This window comes from Streptomyces sp. NBC_01335, assembly GCF_035953295.1.
In the GTDB taxonomy this organism is placed as follows: Bacteria; Actinomycetota; Actinomycetes; order Streptomycetales; family Streptomycetaceae; genus Streptomyces.
This window is the reverse complement of record NZ_CP108370.1, coordinates 4,857,296-4,873,904: the sequence shown is the minus strand read 5'-3', so window position 1 is coordinate 4,873,904 and position 16,609 is coordinate 4,857,296. Positions and strand designations below refer to the sequence as shown.

Annotated in this window: 12 protein-coding genes and 1 tRNA gene; 4 read left to right on the top strand and 9 right to left on the bottom strand. The window is 71.8% G+C overall.

Annotation, left to right across the window (positions count from 1 at the left end; translation table 11 throughout):
- Positions 1-66 precede the first annotated feature (66 nt).
- On the top strand, positions 67-522 hold the full coding sequence (locus OG599_RS21035) for a MarR family winged helix-turn-helix transcriptional regulator (protein WP_327177523.1): 456 nt from the start codon (positions 67-69) through the stop codon (positions 520-522).
- 51 nt (positions 523-573) lie between these two features.
- Here the strand turns inward: OG599_RS21035 and OG599_RS21030 are convergent, their stop codons facing one another.
- The 8 genes from OG599_RS21030 to OG599_RS20995 all read right to left on the bottom strand — a co-directional run bounded on the left by OG599_RS21030 (position 574) and on the right by OG599_RS20995 (position 9,991).
- A complete protein-coding gene (locus OG599_RS21030) occupies positions 574-774 on the bottom strand; it encodes a hypothetical protein (protein WP_327177522.1) in 201 nt (66 codons plus the stop codon).
- Positions 775-1,278: 504 nt separating this feature from the next.
- A tRNA-Leu gene (locus OG599_RS21025) sits at positions 1,279-1,361 on the bottom strand.
- 291 nt (positions 1,362-1,652) lie between these two features.
- Positions 1,653-4,169 carry a glycoside hydrolase family 2 protein gene (locus OG599_RS21020; RefSeq protein WP_327177521.1) on the bottom strand — a complete coding sequence of 839 codons (2,517 nt, stop codon included), beginning with the start codon at positions 4,167-4,169 and terminating at the stop codon, positions 1,653-1,655.
- The gene (locus OG599_RS21015) at positions 4,166-5,101 is read right to left on the bottom strand and encodes an ATP-binding cassette domain-containing protein (protein ID WP_327177520.1); all 936 of its coding nucleotides are present in this window, start codon (positions 5,099-5,101) and stop codon (positions 4,166-4,168) included. Before OG599_RS21015 ends, OG599_RS21020 begins: the two co-directional genes overlap by 4 nt.
- The gene (locus OG599_RS21010) at positions 5,086-6,027 is read right to left on the bottom strand and encodes an ABC transporter ATP-binding protein (RefSeq protein ID WP_327177519.1); all 942 of its coding nucleotides are present in this window, start codon (positions 6,025-6,027) and stop codon (positions 5,086-5,088) included. The genes OG599_RS21015 and OG599_RS21010 overlap by 16 nt, the downstream gene beginning before the upstream one ends.
- Positions 6,028-6,031: 4 nt before the next feature.
- Positions 6,032-6,973, bottom strand: a complete 942-nt coding sequence (locus tag OG599_RS21005; protein WP_327177517.1) for an ABC transporter permease — start codon at positions 6,971-6,973, stop codon at positions 6,032-6,034.
- Complete coding sequence (locus tag OG599_RS21000; RefSeq protein WP_327177516.1) at positions 6,970-7,965, bottom strand: ABC transporter permease; 996 nt, start codon at positions 7,963-7,965, stop codon at positions 6,970-6,972. The genes OG599_RS21005 and OG599_RS21000 overlap by 4 nt, the downstream gene beginning before the upstream one ends.
- A gap of 295 nt (positions 7,966-8,260) precedes the next feature.
- Positions 8,261-9,991 carry an ABC transporter substrate-binding protein gene (locus OG599_RS20995; protein ID WP_327177515.1) on the bottom strand — a complete coding sequence of 577 codons (1,731 nt, stop codon included), beginning with the start codon at positions 9,989-9,991 and terminating at the stop codon, positions 8,261-8,263.
- Positions 9,992-10,246: 255 nt separating this feature from the next.
- Between OG599_RS20995 and OG599_RS20990 the strand changes: the two genes are divergently transcribed.
- From OG599_RS20990 to OG599_RS20980, 3 genes are all read left to right on the top strand, one after another.
- Entirely contained in the window at positions 10,247-11,281 is a 1,035-nt protein-coding gene (locus OG599_RS20990) for a LacI family DNA-binding transcriptional regulator (RefSeq protein WP_327180120.1), read from the top strand.
- Positions 11,282-11,533: 252 nt separating this feature from the next.
- The gene (locus OG599_RS20985) at positions 11,534-12,304 is read left to right on the top strand and encodes an ABC transporter ATP-binding protein (protein WP_327177514.1); all 771 of its coding nucleotides are present in this window, start codon (positions 11,534-11,536) and stop codon (positions 12,302-12,304) included.
- Positions 12,305-12,503: 199 nt separating this feature from the next.
- Positions 12,504-15,035, top strand: coding sequence for an ABC transporter permease (locus OG599_RS20980; RefSeq protein ID WP_327177513.1), 2,532 nt, complete (start codon positions 12,504-12,506; stop codon positions 15,033-15,035).
- A 129-nt stretch (positions 15,036-15,164) separates the two neighbouring features.
- Here OG599_RS20980 and OG599_RS20975 read toward each other — a convergent pair whose 3' ends face one another.
- Positions 15,165-16,472, bottom strand: coding sequence for a cyclopropane-fatty-acyl-phospholipid synthase family protein (locus tag OG599_RS20975; RefSeq protein WP_327177512.1), 1,308 nt, complete (start codon positions 16,470-16,472; stop codon positions 15,165-15,167).
- Positions 16,473-16,609 lie beyond the last annotated feature (137 nt).

The window sequence follows — 16,609 nt, the reverse complement described above, 5'->3', positions numbered from 1 at the left end:
GATGGAGCCGGGCCAACCCGGGAACCCGACGCACGGGCCCGGCAGGAGACTGGAGGCATCCCACCCATGGACAGGGCCGTCAAGGACGTCGAGTACGAGCAGATGCTGCTCAGCCGCCACGGACTCCTGAACCACCGCAAGGGCCGCCGCGAGGACGGCGTCCTGGAGCGCAGCGCGTACATCCTGCTCAGCCGCATCCGCGTCCAGGGGCCCATGTCCATCGGGGAGTTGAGCGAGGCGTTCGACCTCGACGTCTCGACGCTCAACCGCCAGACCACGGCGGCGATGCGCGCCGGACTCGTCCAGCGCATCGCCGACCCGGCGGGCGGGATGGCCCGCAAGTTCCGCATCACCGCCGAGGGCAGCCGGATCCTCGACGAGGAGCGCGAGGGGACGGTCGCCGCCCTGGGCCGGGTCATGGTCGACTGGCCGCGCGAGGACGTCGCCACCTTCGCCGACTACCTCCGCCGGTTCAACACCGACCTCGAACGCCTCGGCGGACGGCCCTGGCCCCGGCCCTGAGGTGGGCGGGGCGGCTCACCCGCCCTCTCGGGCCGTCCGCCCGAACGCCGGTCACCCCGCCCCCGCGCGCCCCGGTCCCACCCCGCCGTCGATGAGACGTCGCAGCCTGGCCTTGCCGGGCGTACGGGGCACGCACTCCGGCGAGTTCGGCGGGTGGGCGTAGGCGTGGGCCCGCGCCCCGGACATGCTGTCCGCCTCCGACACCAGCACGGCCGGTCCGACAATGGCCTGATCGCAGTCCACACAGATCACCGGAACCTCCGCCATTCCTCGGCCAGACGCGACGCGGACGCGCAGCGCTCACCCGCGCGGCACGCCGAGCACTGGATGGTATGCCTCAAATACGCACGGTATGCGGCATCGGGCTCTGCCGCGCGGGGTCCCTCTCTTGGTGTCGTCACGTAGGGATTCGGGCGCCGGAGGGTGCCTGGATGAGGGACGGGACGAGATGGCTGAATCCGTCCGCGGTTGCCGGTCGGGGCGCTGCGACGGAGTTCCTGATCCACCGCGCGTACCGCTCGGACCCGCGATCCGGTCCCCGCCGAGTGGCGCCACCCCTCCTTCGGGGCGCACCGCGCGTGGTCCTCTCCGGCCCGGATGGCGGCGGTCGGCACGGAAGCGGGCCGGCCCCGGGTGCGGGGCTTCACGCCTGCCGGGTCGAGGAGCGGAAATGTGTGTTCCCGCCGTGTTCCCACCGCTGCGGGAACCCGCGCGGAATCCGGCCCTCGGCCGGGCCGGAGCCGCGAGGGGAATGGGTGCCCGGAGCCGGACTCGAACCGGCACGCCCCCGAGGGGCAGCGAGGTTTAAGCTCGCCGTGTCTGCGTTCCACCACCCGGGCTGGCGCGCGGCTCCGCGTCGGGACTTGACCCTATCCGGGGGTGTCCCCCACCAGCGGAGCAGTAGCGCGATGTTGTCTTATTTTATTGATCGCTTGATGGTGCGTCAGACCATGCTCCGAGGTCATGACCATGGGCCGGACCCGATCATGGTCCCTCTCCCCGGCGAACGGGATTGACGGAAAGTCGCCGCACTCTTACGGACGAATCCGCCGGACTTCCGCCACCGTTCGCCAGGGCCTCGCCACCCCCGCTCTCCCGCCGCCGGTCGGCCGCGTCGTCAGGGCTGTCGTTCACCCCCCGTCCAGGCGGTCGCGCACGCCGTCGTTCACGCACCGCAGCACCGGCTTCCGGGTGAGGGCGTCCGGGTCGGCGAGGGGGGCTCCGGTGACGTGGAAGAGGGTGGTTTCGCCGGGCAGCAGGGTCACGAGCATCTCGTCCACCCGGGCCGCCGGGTCCAGGCGGTCGGGGAAGAGCGCGAGGTCGCGCAGGAGGGTGTGGGCGGTCACCCGTACCTCGTAGGCGGCGGGATCGTCGGCGCGCGGGGTGACGGTCGCCGTCCAGCGGGCCGGGGGGAGGTCCACGGCGGGGTCCTCGGCGTAGAACTCCACGGTCCGCAGCCCGCCGAGCCGTACCACCAGCAGCTCGCGCGCCGGGTCGGTCGGGGTGGCGACGGACGGCGGGAGGGGGACGCGGGTGACGCCCCGGGCGGGGGTGGTGACGGGCAGCCGCTCCTCGGCGAGCACCGTGCCGTCGAGCGCGTGCCGGGTCAGGTGGAGGGTGCCGTCCCAGGGTTCGGCGGCGTCGTTGACCAGGTGAAGGGTGGCGTCGCCGAGGACGGCGAGGCGGTCGGCGTACACCGAACGCAGCGCGTACCAGAGGGGTTTGCGACGGCCGTCGCCGTCGAGGGCGGACCAGGAGACGACCGGCCAGCAGTCGTTGAGCTGCCAGACGACGGAGCCCATGCAGTAGGGGGTCTGCGAACGGAAGTGGCGGATGCCGAAGGCGACGGCGCGGGCCTGGTTGAGCTGGGTGAGCCAGTGCCAGTCGTCGAAGGAGTCGGGGCCCCTGCCGCCGGGCTGCGGGATGTGGTCGCCGAGGCCGCGGAGCAGCTTGGCGTCGCCGTCCTCGGCCTTCTGATGGTGGCGTACGTACGGGGCGTCGGGGGCGAGCGGGCCGCTGATCGCGCGCCGGAGGGTGGCGTACGCGGGCGGGCCCTGGAAGCCGAACTCGGCGACGAAGCGGTGCGCGTGGTCGGCGTAGTGGCGGTAGTCCACCCGGTTCCACACGTCCCAGAGGTGGACGGTTCCCGACTCCGGTGCGTTGGGCGGGAGTTCGGGCGATCCGGAGTAGGGCGAGCCGGGCCAGTACGGGCGGGTGGGGTCGAGTTCGGCGCAGATCGCGGGGAGCAGCTCGTGGTAGTAGCCGTACCCCCAGGTGCGGTCACCCAGCTCCTTGGCCCAGCCCCAGTCGGCGTGCCCCTCCAGGTTCTCGTTGTTGCCGCACCACAGGACGAGGGAGGGGTGCGGGGCGAGGCGGGCGACGTTCTCGCGGGCCTCGGCCGCGACCTCGTCGTACAGCGGCTGCTCCTCCGGGTAGGCGGCGCAGGCGAAAAGGAAGTCCTGCCAGACCAACAGGCCCTTTTCGTCAGCCAGTTCGTAGAAGTCGTCGCTCTCGTAGAGGCCGCCGCCCCAGACGCGTACGAGGTTGACCCCGGCGGCGACGGCTTCGTCGAGCCGGTCGGAGAGGTGCCGGCGGGTGATCCGGGACGGGAAGCAGTCGTCGGGGATCCAGTTCACGCCACGGACGAACACCGGTTCGTCGTTGACGGCGATCCGGAACGCCTCGCGCTCCAGCGCGACCGTGCGGAAGCCGGTCCTGCCCTGCCAGGCGTGGTCGCCGAGGCGGACCTCGACGGCGTACAGCGGCTGCTCGCCGTGGCTGTGCGGCCACCAGCGTTCGGCCCCCGGTACGGGCACCACGAGGGTCGCGGTCGTCCCGTCGGCGGTGACGGTGAACGCGTGCCGCTCGCCCGCGACTTCGACGTGCCCGGCGAGCGTTCCCGCGCGGTCTCCGCGCTCTCCACCCCCGCCGCGCTCACCGCCCCCACCGCTCGCACCGCCGTCGCCGCGCACGCCCCGGCGGTCCACCGTCAGCGTCGCGGTCAGGCGCGGCACGCCCTCCGGGTCCACGTCGCCGAGGAGCCTCACCCCGGCGATCCGGGGGCCGGTCCAGGTCTCCAGCGCGGCGGGGCGCCAGATGCCGGAGGTGACGAGGGTCGGGCCCCAGTCCCAGCCGAAGTTGCAGGCCATCTTCCGGATGAAGGCGTACGGCTCCGCGTAGGCGCCGGGGCGGTCGCCGAGCCGCTCGCGCAGGGCCTCCGCGTAGGCGTACGGGGCGGTGAAGCGGATCTCCAGGGTGTTGGCGCCCTCGCGGAGCAGGTGCTCGACGGGGAAGCGGTAGGAGCGGTGCTGGTTGGCGGTGCGGCCGAGCTCGGTGCCGTTCAGGGTGACGGTGGCGACGGTGTCGAGACCGTCGAAACAGAGGTCCGCGCAGAGGCCCGCGCGGGAAGCCTCCACGGCGGAACGCTGGAAGGTGGTGCGGTACGTCCAGTCGGTGCGGCCGATCCAGCCGAGCCGGTTCTCGTTGTCGTCCAGGTACGGGTCGTCGATGAGCCCCGCGGCGAGGAGGTCGGTGTGGACGCAGCCGGGGACGGTGGCGGCCAGGCCACCCGCGGGAAGCGCGAGAGGGACCGGCCCGTCCGGGCGCAGCGTCCAGCCGTCGGCGAGGGGCAGTCGGTGGAGAGTCACGCGGTGATCCTTCCGCAGTCGGGGAGTCCGGCACAGGCCACGAAGTGATCGGGTTCGACCTCGCGGAGACCGGCGGAGTCGCTGGAGTCGGTGGAGTCGGCGGAGTCCGCCGCCCCCGCGTGGTACGCGCACTGCTCCACCGGTTCCGGCGGGTCCCACGGGGTGTTGAGCCGGGGCACGGCGGCCAGCAGGGTCCGGGTGTACGGGTGGAGGGGGTTGCCGAACACCTTCTGGGTGTCGCCGCGTTCCACGACCCGGCCCCGGCGGAGCACCACGGTCCGTTCGGCGAGGTAGGTGCCGAGGGAGAGGTCGTGGGTGATGTAGAGGACGCCGAGGCCGCGCTCCTTCAGCCCGGCGAGCAGGTTGAGCACGTCGATGCGGGTGGAGGCGTCGAGCATGCTGGTGATCTCGTCGGCGACCAGGAAGCTCAGGTCGAGCAGGAGGGCGCGGGCGATGAGGAGGCGCTGCAACTGGCCACCGCTGAGCTGGTGCGGGTAGCGGCCGAGGACCTGGCCGGGGTCGAGGCGTACGTCGCGTACCGCCTTCTCGACGCGCTCCGCCCACTCCCGGTCGCCGACGCCGGGGTGGTAGGCGCGGCGGATCATGGCGAAGACGCGGTCGGCCTTGAAGACGGGGTTGTAGCAGGAGAACGGGTCCTGGAAGACGCCCTGGACGCGGCGGTAGAAGTCCTTGCCCGGGCGGACGGGGGCGCCGTCCAGGGTGAGGCTGCCGCCGGAGATCCGGGTGAGGCCGAGGATCATGCGGCCGATGGTGGATTTGCCGCTGCCGCTCTCGCCGATGAGGGAGACGACTTCGCCGGGCGCCGCGTCGAAGGAGACCCGGTCGACGGCGGTGACGGAGCCGCCGCCGAAGGCGCCCGCGCGGTAGGTCTTGGTGACTCGGTCCAGGGTCAGCATCATGCCTTCCAGCACGCGACGGAGTGACGGGGGGCGATCTCCACGACCGGCGGCTCCTCGGCGCATCCGGCGTCGGCGAGCGGGCAGCGGTCGCGGAAGCGGCAGCCGGCCGGCGGGTCGAGGAGCGAGGGCGGGGAGCCGGCGATGCCGCTGAGCGGCCGGTCGCGGTGGCGGACGCCGACCTCGGGGAGCGAGCCGAGGAGCATCCGGGTGTACGGGTGGCGGGGTTCGGCCGTGAGGGCCCGGGTCGGCGCCTTCTCGGCGAGCTTCCCCGCGTACATCACCATGATCGAGTCGGCGATGTGCGAGGTCAGGGCCAGGTCGTGGGTGATGAAGAGCATGCTGGTGACGAGGCCCGCGTCGCGCAGTCCGGTGAGCGCGGTGACGACCGCCTTCTGGGTGGAGACGTCGAGGGCGGAGGTGACCTCGTCGGCGATGAGGACGGCGGGGTCGAGCAGGGTGGAGATCACCATGACGGTGCGCTGCTTCATGCCGCCGGACAGCTCGATCGGGTAGCGGTCGAGGACGTTCCGGTCGAGGCCCACCAGGTCGAGCCGGCGGTGGAGTTCGGCGGTGTCGACGCTCACCCCGCGCGAGGCGAGGAGTTCGCGGATCATGCGTCCGATGCGCCGGGTCGGGTTGAGGGCGCTCATCGAGTACTGCGGTACGAGCGAGATCCGGTGGAAACGGAAGGCGTTCATCGCCCGGTCGTCGGCGATGGGGACGTCCTCGCCGTCGAGGGTGACGGTGCCGCCGGCGTGCCGCATCCGGCCGTCCAGCCGGATCAGGGACTTGCCGAGGGTGGTCTTGCCGCAGCCGGACTCGCCCGCGAGGCCCAGGATCTCGCCGTCGGCCACGTCGAAGCCGACGCCGTCCAGCGCCCGGACCTCGCCGCGCAGGGTGCGGTAGTGGACCCGCAGGTCGGTGACGGTCAGCGTCATGTGCTCAGGACTCCCTCAGCTTCGGGTTGAAGACCTCGTCGAGGCCGACGTTGGCGACGTACAGCGCGCCGACGATGGCGGTGATCCCGGCGCCCGGGGGCACGAACCACCACCACATGCCGAGTTGGAGCGCGCTCCACTGCTGGGCGCTCTGGAGCATCAGGCCGAGCGAGACGCCGCCGGTCGGTCCGAGGCCGATGAAGTCGAGCGAGGAGGCGATGAGGACGGACCCGCCGAAGAGCAGGATGAACATCATGAAGAGGTAGGAGCTCATGTTGGGCGCGATCTCGCGGAACACGATCCGCCAGGTGCCGTTGCCGCTGAGCCGGGCCAGGTCCACGAACTCGCGGGTGCGCAGGGTGAAGGTCTGCGCGCGGATGGCGCGGGCCGCCCAGGGCCAGGAGGTGAGCCCGATGAACACGCCCTGCACGGGCACGGAGCGCACGCCCAGGTACGCGTTGATGATGAGCAGCACCGCGAGCGCCGGGATCACCAGCACCACGTTGGTGACCATGGTGAGGAGTTCGTCGAGGACGCCGCCCCGGTAGCCGGCGAAGAAGCCGACGAGCATCGCGACGACGGCCGCGATGGCCCCGCCGACCGCGCCGACCAGGAAGGTGGCGCGCAGCCCGTGCACGAACTGGGCGTACACGTCCTGGCCGAAGGTGGTGGTGCCCATCCAGTACGTGGAGTCGGGCGGCGCGGCCTGCGGGCCGCCGTAGGCGTTGGGGTCGGTGGTGTCGAGCAGGGGCGGGCCGAACAGCCCGAGGGCGAGCAGGATCAGGACGACGGTGAAGCCGATGAGCAGCTTCGGGTTGCGGACGGCGTAGTGCAGGGTCTCGCGGGCGGGTCCGGGGGCCGTCGCCTCCGGGGTGGTACCGACAGCCTCCGGGGGGGTACCTGCGGCGTCCGGGGTGGTCCCGGCCGGTCCGGGCGGTGCGCTCATGACTGGCCTCCTGCCATGCCGGTACGGGTCCGGGGGTCCACGAGGACGTACACGACGTCGATGACGAAGTTGGCGATCAGCACGCCGATGACGATGAAGAGGAACGCCCCCTGGAGCAGGAAGAAGTCCTGGTTCTGGATGGCGGCGAGGATGAGCGAGCCGAGTCCGGGATAGGCGAAGACGATCTCGGTGACCAGCGCCCCGGCGACCAGCACGCCCAGTTGCAGGGCGAGTCCGGTGACCTGGGGGAGCACGGCGTTGCGGAAGGCGTAGCGCCGGATGAGCCGCTGGGGTGCGCCGAGGGCGGAGAGGTACGAGGAGTAGTCGGACTCCAGCTCGTAGATGATCATGTTGCGCATGCCGATGGCCCAGCCGCCGAGCGCGACGAGGAAGAGCGAGAGGAACGGCAGCACCCAGTGGTGCGCCAGGTCGAGGACGAAGTCGAGGGTCCAGCTGGGCTGGATGTCCAGGCTGTAGCCGCCGGAGATCGGGAACCAGCCGGCCTTCGAGCCGAGGGCCCAGGCGAGGATCACCGCGATCCACATGTACGGCATCGCGGTGAGCAGGTAGCCCGCCGGGAGCACGGTGTTGTCGAGCACCTTGCGGCGGGCGGCGAGCGCACCGGCCCAGTTGCCGACGATCCAGCTGAGCAGCACCGCCGGGATCATCAGGCCCAGGGTGTACGGGAGGGCGTCGAGCAGCACGTCGGAGACGGGGGTCGGGAACACCCAGACGGAGATCCCGAAGTCGCCCTGGAACAGGGCGCCCCAGAAGTGCAGGTACTGCTGCCAGACGGGCTGGTCGAAGCCGAAGAGGTTGTTGTAGTAGGCGCGCATCGCCTCGGCCGCCTCCGGCTGGGAGACGCGGGCGCGGGAGACCATGGCGGCCACCGGGTCGCCCGGCATGAAGCGCGGGATCATCCAGTTGACGGTGACGGCGACGACGAAGGTCAGCGCGTAGACCAGGAGTTTTCGGGCGAAGTAGCGGCGCAAGGGAGCTCCCGTCGAGGTGCCCCGCCGGGGTGCGGGCACCGTGGGTCGGTACGCGGCGGGACGGGGCGTTCAGAGGGCCGGGGCGGCACGAGGGCTGGGCGGGTGGGTGCGGGCCACCGGTCGGCGGCACGGAGGGGTACGCGGGCGTGGGCGTGGGCCGCCGGGCCGGTACGGAGGGGTCCGCGGGCGCGCGGGCGGGCCACCGGGCCGGTACGGAGGGGTACGCGGGTGGGCGCGCGGGCCACCGGGCCGGTACGGGTGGCGGAGGGCCCGCCCGTACCGGTCCGGCCTGCGGCTACTTCGCCGGCTTGAGCTGGGTCAGCATCTCGAAGCCGCCCATCTCCAGCCAGTTGCGCCAGAGCGCCGGGGCGTAGGTGGGTGCTCCCGGGGCGTCCGAGGGCCAGTTGGTCCAGGTGCCGGTGGTGGACTGCGACCAGAGGCCGTTGTACCAGAGGGGGATGAGCGGCATCTCGTCCAGCTGGATCTTCTGGAGCTTGCTCGTCACCGCCTTCATCCCGGCGGCGTCGTCGGTCGGGACCTGGCCGAGCTGCTGGACCAGGTTCCACGCCTCCTGGTTCTCGTACCGTCCGAAGTTCACCGTGTTCTGCTGCCTCTGGACGGGGAGTTGGAACATGTACTCGTAGTACGTCCACGGGGTGTTGGACAGCTGGCGGTCGTTGTTGAGGACGAGGTCGAAGTCCCCCTTGGCGCGCTGCTCGTTGAGCGCGTTCTGGTCGGGGAACTCCGTGGTCACGGAGATGCCCGCGGCCTTCGCTCCGGCGGCGACGACCTTGGCGGCCTCCATCCAGTCGGTCCAGCCGGTGGGCACGGCCAGCTTGAGGGCGATCTTCGACCCGTCCTTGTTCTCGACCAGCCCGTCGCCGTTCGTGTCCCGGTACCCGGCGTCCGCGAGGATCTTCTTCGCGCCCGCGGTGTCGTACGAGAACCCGTCCGAGGCGACCACACCCTTGTCGATGTACTGGTCCCACTGCGGGAGCAGACCGGTCGGGTCGGCCTTCTTCACCAGGTCGCCGTAGACGCCCTTCACGATCTTGTCGATGTCCACGGAGGCGGCGAGCGCCTTGCGGAAGGCGGCGTCGTCCAGCGGCTTGCGGGTGGTGTTGGGCACCAGCCAGGCGGTGTTGGCGGAGAGCATGTAGGGCGGCTGGTCGTAGTAGGAGACGACCTTCTTGGCCTTGACCAGCGAGGAGGCGCCGGGCAGGAAGTTGTTGCTCAGGTCGAGCTGGCCCTGGCCGAGCTGGCCGATGACGACCTCGTTGCTCGGGTTGGAGACGTCCACGATGTAGCGCGGCGCGGGCGTCATGCCGAGCGCCTTCGTGCCCCACCAGGTGTCGCGGCGCTGCCAGACCACCCGGTCCTGGGACTTGCTCTTGAGCGTGTAGGCCCCGGTGCCGACCGGCTTGTCGTTGACCCCGTTGAGGATCTCCTCCTCGGAGCGGCCGCTCCACACGTGCTCGGGGACGATCGGCCGGCCGTAGAGGGTGAAGTCCCACTCCTGGTAGTGGGCGGACGTGAAGGTGAAGCGGACGGTCGTGTCGTCGACCGCCTCGGCGCCGGAGAGCCAGCTCCACAGGGAGTGGAAGGAGGAGGCCTCGATCTTGCCGAGGCCGTAGGAGTACGCGACGTCCTTGGCGGTGAGCGGCTCGCCGTCGGACCAGGTGATCCCCGGCCGCAGCTTCACCTCGTAGGTCTTCGCGTCCTTCCAGGCTCCGGACTCGGCGAGCCAGGGGGTCAGCTTTCCGGCGTTCGGGTCGAAGTGGAACAGCGTCTCGTAGACCAGCCCCTTGGTGCCGGTCGCGTGGTCCCAGTCGCGCAGCGGGTTGTAGTTGGCCGGCGGCCCCCACTGCGTACCGGTGGTGTAGAGCGTCTCGTCGCGCGGTAACGACCCGCCCTGCGCGCCGCCCGGACCCTTGCCCGTCGCCGGGCTCCCTCCGGTGCACGCGGTGGCGGTGAGCGCGATCACGGCGAGTGCGCAGGCGATCCGCACCCGGATACCCGTACCCATAGCCCTTCCTCTCCCCGCCGTCCCTGCGAGCGGAGTCACTGAACCGGGTAAGTGCCGTGAAGGTATGGGGGCCCGGAGGGCGTGTCAAGGGTTCGCGGGAGCGCTCCCACCCTTTCCGCCTACGGGAGTTGACGGTATGTTCGAGCCGAGCGGAGGGGGATGCGAGGGCGCACAAGGGTGGCGGGGGACGCGTCGCACGGGGGGTGGCCAGGGGTTACGATGCCGGTCGACGTGAACCGGTTAAGCGAGGTCCCATTGCCCAAGAACCGCCCGACGATCGCCGACATCGCGCTGCGCGCCGGGGTCTCCAAGGTCGCGGTGTCCTACGCCCTCAACGACCGTCCGGGGGTCTCCCCCACCACCCGCGCCGCCATCAAGGCCATCGCCGAGGAGATCGGCTGGCAGCCCAACAGCGCGGCCCGCGCGCTCACCCGCGCCCGCGCGGACACGGTCGGCCTGGCGCTCTCCCGCCCCGCCCGGATGCTGGGGGTGGAACCGTTCTTCATGGAGCTGATCAGCGGCATCGAGAGCGAACTCTCCGCCGGAGGCTGTGCGTTGCTGCTCCAGGTGGTGAGCGGTCCGGCGCAGGAGCTGGAGGTGTACCGGCGCTGGTGGGGCGAGGGCCGGGTGGACGGGGTGTTCCTCGCCGATCTGCGCGAGCCGTGTCCGGGCGAAGCGGACCCGCGCGTCACGGGCGTCGCCGGGCTCGGCCTGCCGGCCGTCGCGATCGGCCACCCCTCGGCGGCCGGTCCGCTGGTGCCGGTCTGGTCCGACGACGCGGCGGCGCTCCGCGACACCCTGGCGTACCTGCACGCGCTCGGCCACCGCCGGGTGGCCCGCGTCGCCGGGCTCGCGGAGCTGACGCACACCCGGCTCCGCGACCGGGAGCAGCACCGGGCGTGCGCCGAACTCGGCCTGGGCGCGCCGGTGGTGGTGCACACCGACTACTCCGGGGACGAGGGCGCGCACGCGACCCGCCGTCTCGTCAGCGCACCGGACCGGCCGACCGCGATCATCTACGACAACGACATCATGGCCGTCGCGGGGCTCTCGGTCGCCCAGGAGATGGGCCTTGAGGTGCCCGCCGACCTCTCGCTGGTCGCCTGGGACGACTCGCAGCTCTCGCAGGTGGTCCGGCCGCCGCTGACCGCGCTGAGCCGGGACATCCCGGCGTACGGGGCGCTGGCCGCGCGCACCCTGCTGACGCTGGTCGCCGAGGGCACGGCCGAGGGCCGCGAGGACGCCGCCGCCCGTCTCGTCCCGCGCGGCTCGACGGCGCCGCCGCGCTGACCTGGTGGTTCGCCGCCGGGCCGCCGCGCTCTGACCTGGTGGGACGCCGCCGCCGGCCCGATGTCATACCGGAGGAGGAGGCGGGTCCGACCCCGGTGCGACTCAAGAGTGCCACCGGAACGGGCACGGGGACTGACGACCGGGGCGCCGGGAGGGCGGAGGATGGGAGGGCCCCGGAGGTACCGCCGCGTCCTGTCCCGGACCCGTCCCGGGGCCGCAGCACCCCACCCCCGTCCCCTCAGGAGCGTCCCTGTGACCACCGCACCCCCCGTCCCCCGTGCCACCGGCGTCGCCGCGCGCGCCACGGAGCTGTCGAAGGTCTACGGCCAGGGCGAGACCCAGGTGGTCGCCCTGGACCGGGTCTCCGTGGACTTCCCGCAGGGCGAGTTCACCGCGATCATGGGCCCGTCCGGCTCCGGCAAGTCCACGCTGATGCACTGCGTGGCGGGGCTCGACACCTTCAGCTCCGGGTCGGTGCGCATCGGTGACACCGAGCTCGGGTCGCTCAAGGACAAGCAGCTCACCCAGCTCCGCCGGGACAAGATCGGGTTCATCTTCCAGGCGTTCAACCTGCTGCCGACGCTGACCGCGCTGGAGAACATCACGCTGCCGATGGACATCGCGGGCCGCAAGCCGGACGCCGCCTGGCTCCAGCAGGTCATCGACATGGTCGGGCTCTCCGACCGGCTGAAGCACCGGCCGACCCAGCTCTCCGGCGGCCAGCAGCAGCGTGTCGCGGTGGCCCGCGCGCTGGCCTCGCAGCCCGAGATCATCTTCGGTGACGAGCCGACCGGGAACCTCGACTCGCGGTCCGGCGCGGAGGTCCTGGGCTTCCTGCGCAACTCCGTGCGCGAGCTGGGCCAGACCGTCGTGATGGTGACCCACGACGCCGTCGCCGCTTCCTACGCGGACCGGGTGATCTTCCTCGCGGACGGCGCGGTCGTCGACGAGATGGCGCGGCCCACGGCCGACGGCGTGCTGGACCGGATGAAGGCGTTCGACGCCAAGGGCCGCACCAGCTGACCCGGGCGGGCCGGCGGCCCTCACGCCGTCACGGCCCTTCTGCCGTACCCGCACCGGCCCGTACGCCGTACGGGCCCCGGCCCCCGTCCGCGCCCCCGCCCGCGCCCCCGTACAGCCCCGTTTCTCCGTACCGCCCCCCTCCCCCGGGCGTGCCGCGCCCTTCCCCGGGTCTTCCCGGACCTCATCCCAGGACACACACATGTTCCGTACCGCCCTGCGCAATGTGCTCGCGCACAAGGCCAGGCTGTTGATGACCGTGCTCGCGGTCATGCTCGGCGTCGCCTTCGTCTCCGGCACGCTGATCTTCACCGACACCCTCGGCAACGCCTTCCGCAACCAGTCCGCCAAGAGTTACGACGACGTGGCCGTGGCCGTGTCGACCTCGGGGGGCCGCCACGACGGCCGCACCACCGACGGCGTCGACGCGGCGACCCTGGAGAAGATCCGGTCGCTGGACGGCGTCGCCGGGGTCACCGGGCGGGTCTCCGGATTCGCCGGCGCCGCCGACCGTGACGGCAAGCTCATCGGCGACGGCTGGTCCACCAACGGCGGCAACTTCGCCCCCGGCAAGGACGGCAAGGACCCCGCGTACACCTTCACCTCCGGCAACGGTCCGGTGAAGGACGGCCAGATCGCCCTGGACCGGGCCTCAGCCGACAAGGGCGGCTACCACGTCGGCGACACGGTGCGCGTGGCGACCAACGGGCCGGTGAAGGAGTACGCCCTCACCGGCGTCTTCACCACCGAGGACGGCGCGGTCAACGCGGGCGGCAGCCTGGTCCTCTTCCAGGAGGCCACCGCGCAGCGGCTGTTCCTGCGGGCCGGTGAGTTCCAGGAGGCCACGGTCGCCGCGGCCCCCGGCGCCTCCGACACCGCGCTGCTCGCCGAGGTGAAGTCCCTGCTGCCCCGGGGCGCCGACGCCCGTACCGGGAAGGCACTCGCCGACGAGCAGGCGAAGCAGATCGAGGACGGGCTGGGCAATCTCGACACGATCCTGCTGGTCTTCGCCGGTATCGCGCTCTTCGTCGGCGTCTTCCTGATCGCCAACACCTTCAGCATGCTGATCGCCCAGCGCACCCGGGAGCTGGCGCTGATGCGCGCCGTCGGCGCCTCCCGCCGGCAGGTGAAGCGGTCGGTGCTGATGGAGGCGGCCGTGGTGGGCCTCGTCGCCTCGGCGGTGGGCTTCGCGGTGGGTGCGGGTCTGGCCGCCGCGCTGCGGTCGGCGATGGGCGTGATCGGCGGGAAGATCCCGGCGGGTCCGCTGGTGGTCGCCCCGGGCACGGTGCTCGCCGCGTTCGCGGTGGGCGTCCTGATCACGGTGTTCGCCGCCTGGCTGCCCGCCCGCCGGGCCGCGAAGATCGCCCCGGTGGCCGCGATGAGCAGTGTGCACGCGGTGGCGAGCACCCGTTCGCTGGTCGTACGGAACTCGATCGGCGGTGCCCTCACCCTGCTGGGGGCGGCCGGGATCGTCGGCGGTGCCGCAGCGGCGGACACCAACGGCCGGAAGCTGATCGCGGCCGGTGCCTTCCTGGCACTGATCGGGATCATCGTGCTGATCCCGCTGCTGTCGCGGCCGGCGATCGCGCTCGTACGCCCGCTGCTGGCCCGGGTGTTCGGGGTGTCCGGGAAGCTGGCCGCGCAGAACGCGGTGCGCAACCCGCGCCGTACGGGTGCCACCGCCTCGGCCCTGGCGATCGGACTGACCCTGGTCACCGGCATCTCGGTCCTGGGCGTCACCCTCGGCCAGGCGGTCGACCGGATGACGACGGACAACATCAAGGCCGACTACCTGGTCTCGATGGCGAGCGGCGACGCGCTGGACTCGTCCGCCCTGACCGCACTGCGGAAGGCCGACGGCGTCGGGGCCGTCTCCCCGCAGCAGGCGAACTGGCTCACGGTCGGCGGCAGGCGCCACGCGGCGTCCGGTGTCACCCCGGGCGACGTGGAGAAGCTCTTCACGCTCAAGACGGTCACCGGTTCGCTGGACTCGCTCGCCGACGGCCGGATCGCGGTCGACGACGACACCGCCCGGAACAACCACTGGAAGACCGGTGAGACCCTGCCGGTGACCTTCGAGGACGAGAAGAAGGGCGAGGTGACGATCGGCGCGGTCTACGAGTCCAACCAGTTCCTCTCCCCCGTCCTGCTCCCGGAGGACCTCGCGAACGCGCACACCGCGACCGCCGACATCCGGGAGATCTGGCTGACGACGGACGGCGGCGCCTCCGCAGCCGACGAGCAGGCCGTCGTGGACGCGCTGGGCGACAACCCGGCGATGAGCGTGATGGACCGGCAGGACATGCGGGACATGTTCGGCGGCTTCGTGAACCTGGCGCTGAACATCATGTACGGCCTGCTGGCGATGGCGCTGCTCATCGCGGTGCTCGGGGTGGTCAACACCCTGGCGATGTCGGTGTTCGAGCGCAAGCAGGAGATCGGGATGCTGCGGGCGATCGGCCTGGACCGGGCGCGCGTCAAGCGGATGATCCGGCTGGAGGCCGTGGTGATCTCGCTCTTCGGCGCGGTGGTCGGCGTCCTGCTCGGGACGTTCCTGGGGTGGGCGATCGGCCGTACGATCGCCGCCGCGCTCCCCCAGTACGAGCTGGTGATCCCGTGGGGCCGCATCGGGATCTTCCTGCTGCTGGCCGCTCTGGTCGGCGTCCTCGCCTCGCTCTGGCCGGCCCGCAGCGCCGCGCGGCTGAACATGCTGACGGCGATCAAGACGGAGTGACCGGGGGCCGTCACGGGGTCCTGTCAGGAGACGCCGTTACGGAGCCGGGGGCCGGAGACCGCAGCTTTCGACGCGGTCTCCGGCCCCCGGTGCGTACAGCCCCTTCCGCAGGGCGTGCCGCCGGGCGGGTCAGCCAGTGGCGGAGGCCGTCCACCGGCGGGAGCGGGCGGGCATGCGGGAGTGTCCGGCGTCCGTCGGCCTGACGGCGAGGATCTGGTTGACGCCGATCTTGTTGTGCTCGAAGGAGAGGGCGGACGCCGCCATGTAGAGCCGCCAGACCCGGGCCCGCCCGGGTGAGGTGGCCGCGACCGCGGCGGTCCAGTTGTCCTCCAGGTTCGTGACCCACTGACGCAGCGTCAGCGCGTAGTGCTCGCGCAGCGCTTCGACGTCACGGGCCTCGAACCCCGCCTCCTCCAGAATCCCGAGCGTCCGCCCCACCGGGGCGAGTTCACCGTCGGGGAAGACATAGGAATCGATGAACTCGTCGATCTGGTAAGCCTCTTCGTCCTTCTCGGGACGGCGGGCGATCTGGTGGTTGAGCAGCCGGCCGCCGGGCTTGAGGAGGGCGAAGAGGTCATCGGCGTACTCGCGGTAGCGGACCGAGCCGACGTGTTCGGCCATGCCGATGGAGGAGATCGCGTCGTAGGGCCCGTCGCGCACGTCCCGGTAGTCCTGCACCCGGATCTCGACGCGGTCCGTCAGCCCCTCCTCGGCGACCCGCTTGCGGGCGTAGGCGGCCTGTTCGACGGAGAGGGTCACGCCGGTGACGACGGCCCCGTACTCGCGGGCCGCGTGGATGGCCATGGAGCCCCAGCCGCACCCGACGTCCAGCAGGCGGTCGCCCTCCTTGAGGGCGAGCTTGCGGCAGACCAGGTCGAGTTTGTCGCGCTGGGCGTCCTCCAGAGTGCCGCCGTCCTCCCAGTAGGCGCAGGAGTAGACCATGGACGGGCCGAGGACCAGCTCGTAGAAGTCGTTGCCCACGTCGTAGTGGTGACTGATGGCCTCCTTGTCCCGGCGCCGGGTGTGCAGCGGGCCGGTGCGGCGGCGGTGCATCTCCTCGGCGGGCGGGGCGGGCGGCGGGTAGGGGCCCGCGAGTTGGGCGAGGCCCTTCGCGAAGGCCCGGACTTTCGGGTCGCGCAGCGGGTGGACCGTTTCCTTGGCGTCGGCGCCCCGCTCCCAGAGGAGGGCGCCGATGCTGTCGAGCACCTCGTACAGATTGCCCTCGACATCGATCTCGCCGGCCACCCAGCCCCGGGCCAGCCCCAGCTCGCCCGGCTTCCACAGCAGTCGGCGCAGCGCGCGGCGGTGGCGGATGACGAGAGCGGGGGCACCCGGCGGTCCGGCCTCACTGCCGTCCCAGGCCCGGATGCGGACCGGAAAACGTTCTCCGAGCAGATCCGTGAGAAGAGCGGTCAGCCGCGACGCGGCGTCTGCCATGGCGCACACCTCCGTGGTGGTGTTTCCCAAAAATGCCCATATGCGTACACATGCATCATCGCCCCGCCGGTGCGCGGCAACGCCACGACGAGGTAACACATGCGTCAACTCTGGCCGCAGCACCCGTCATCCCGCTA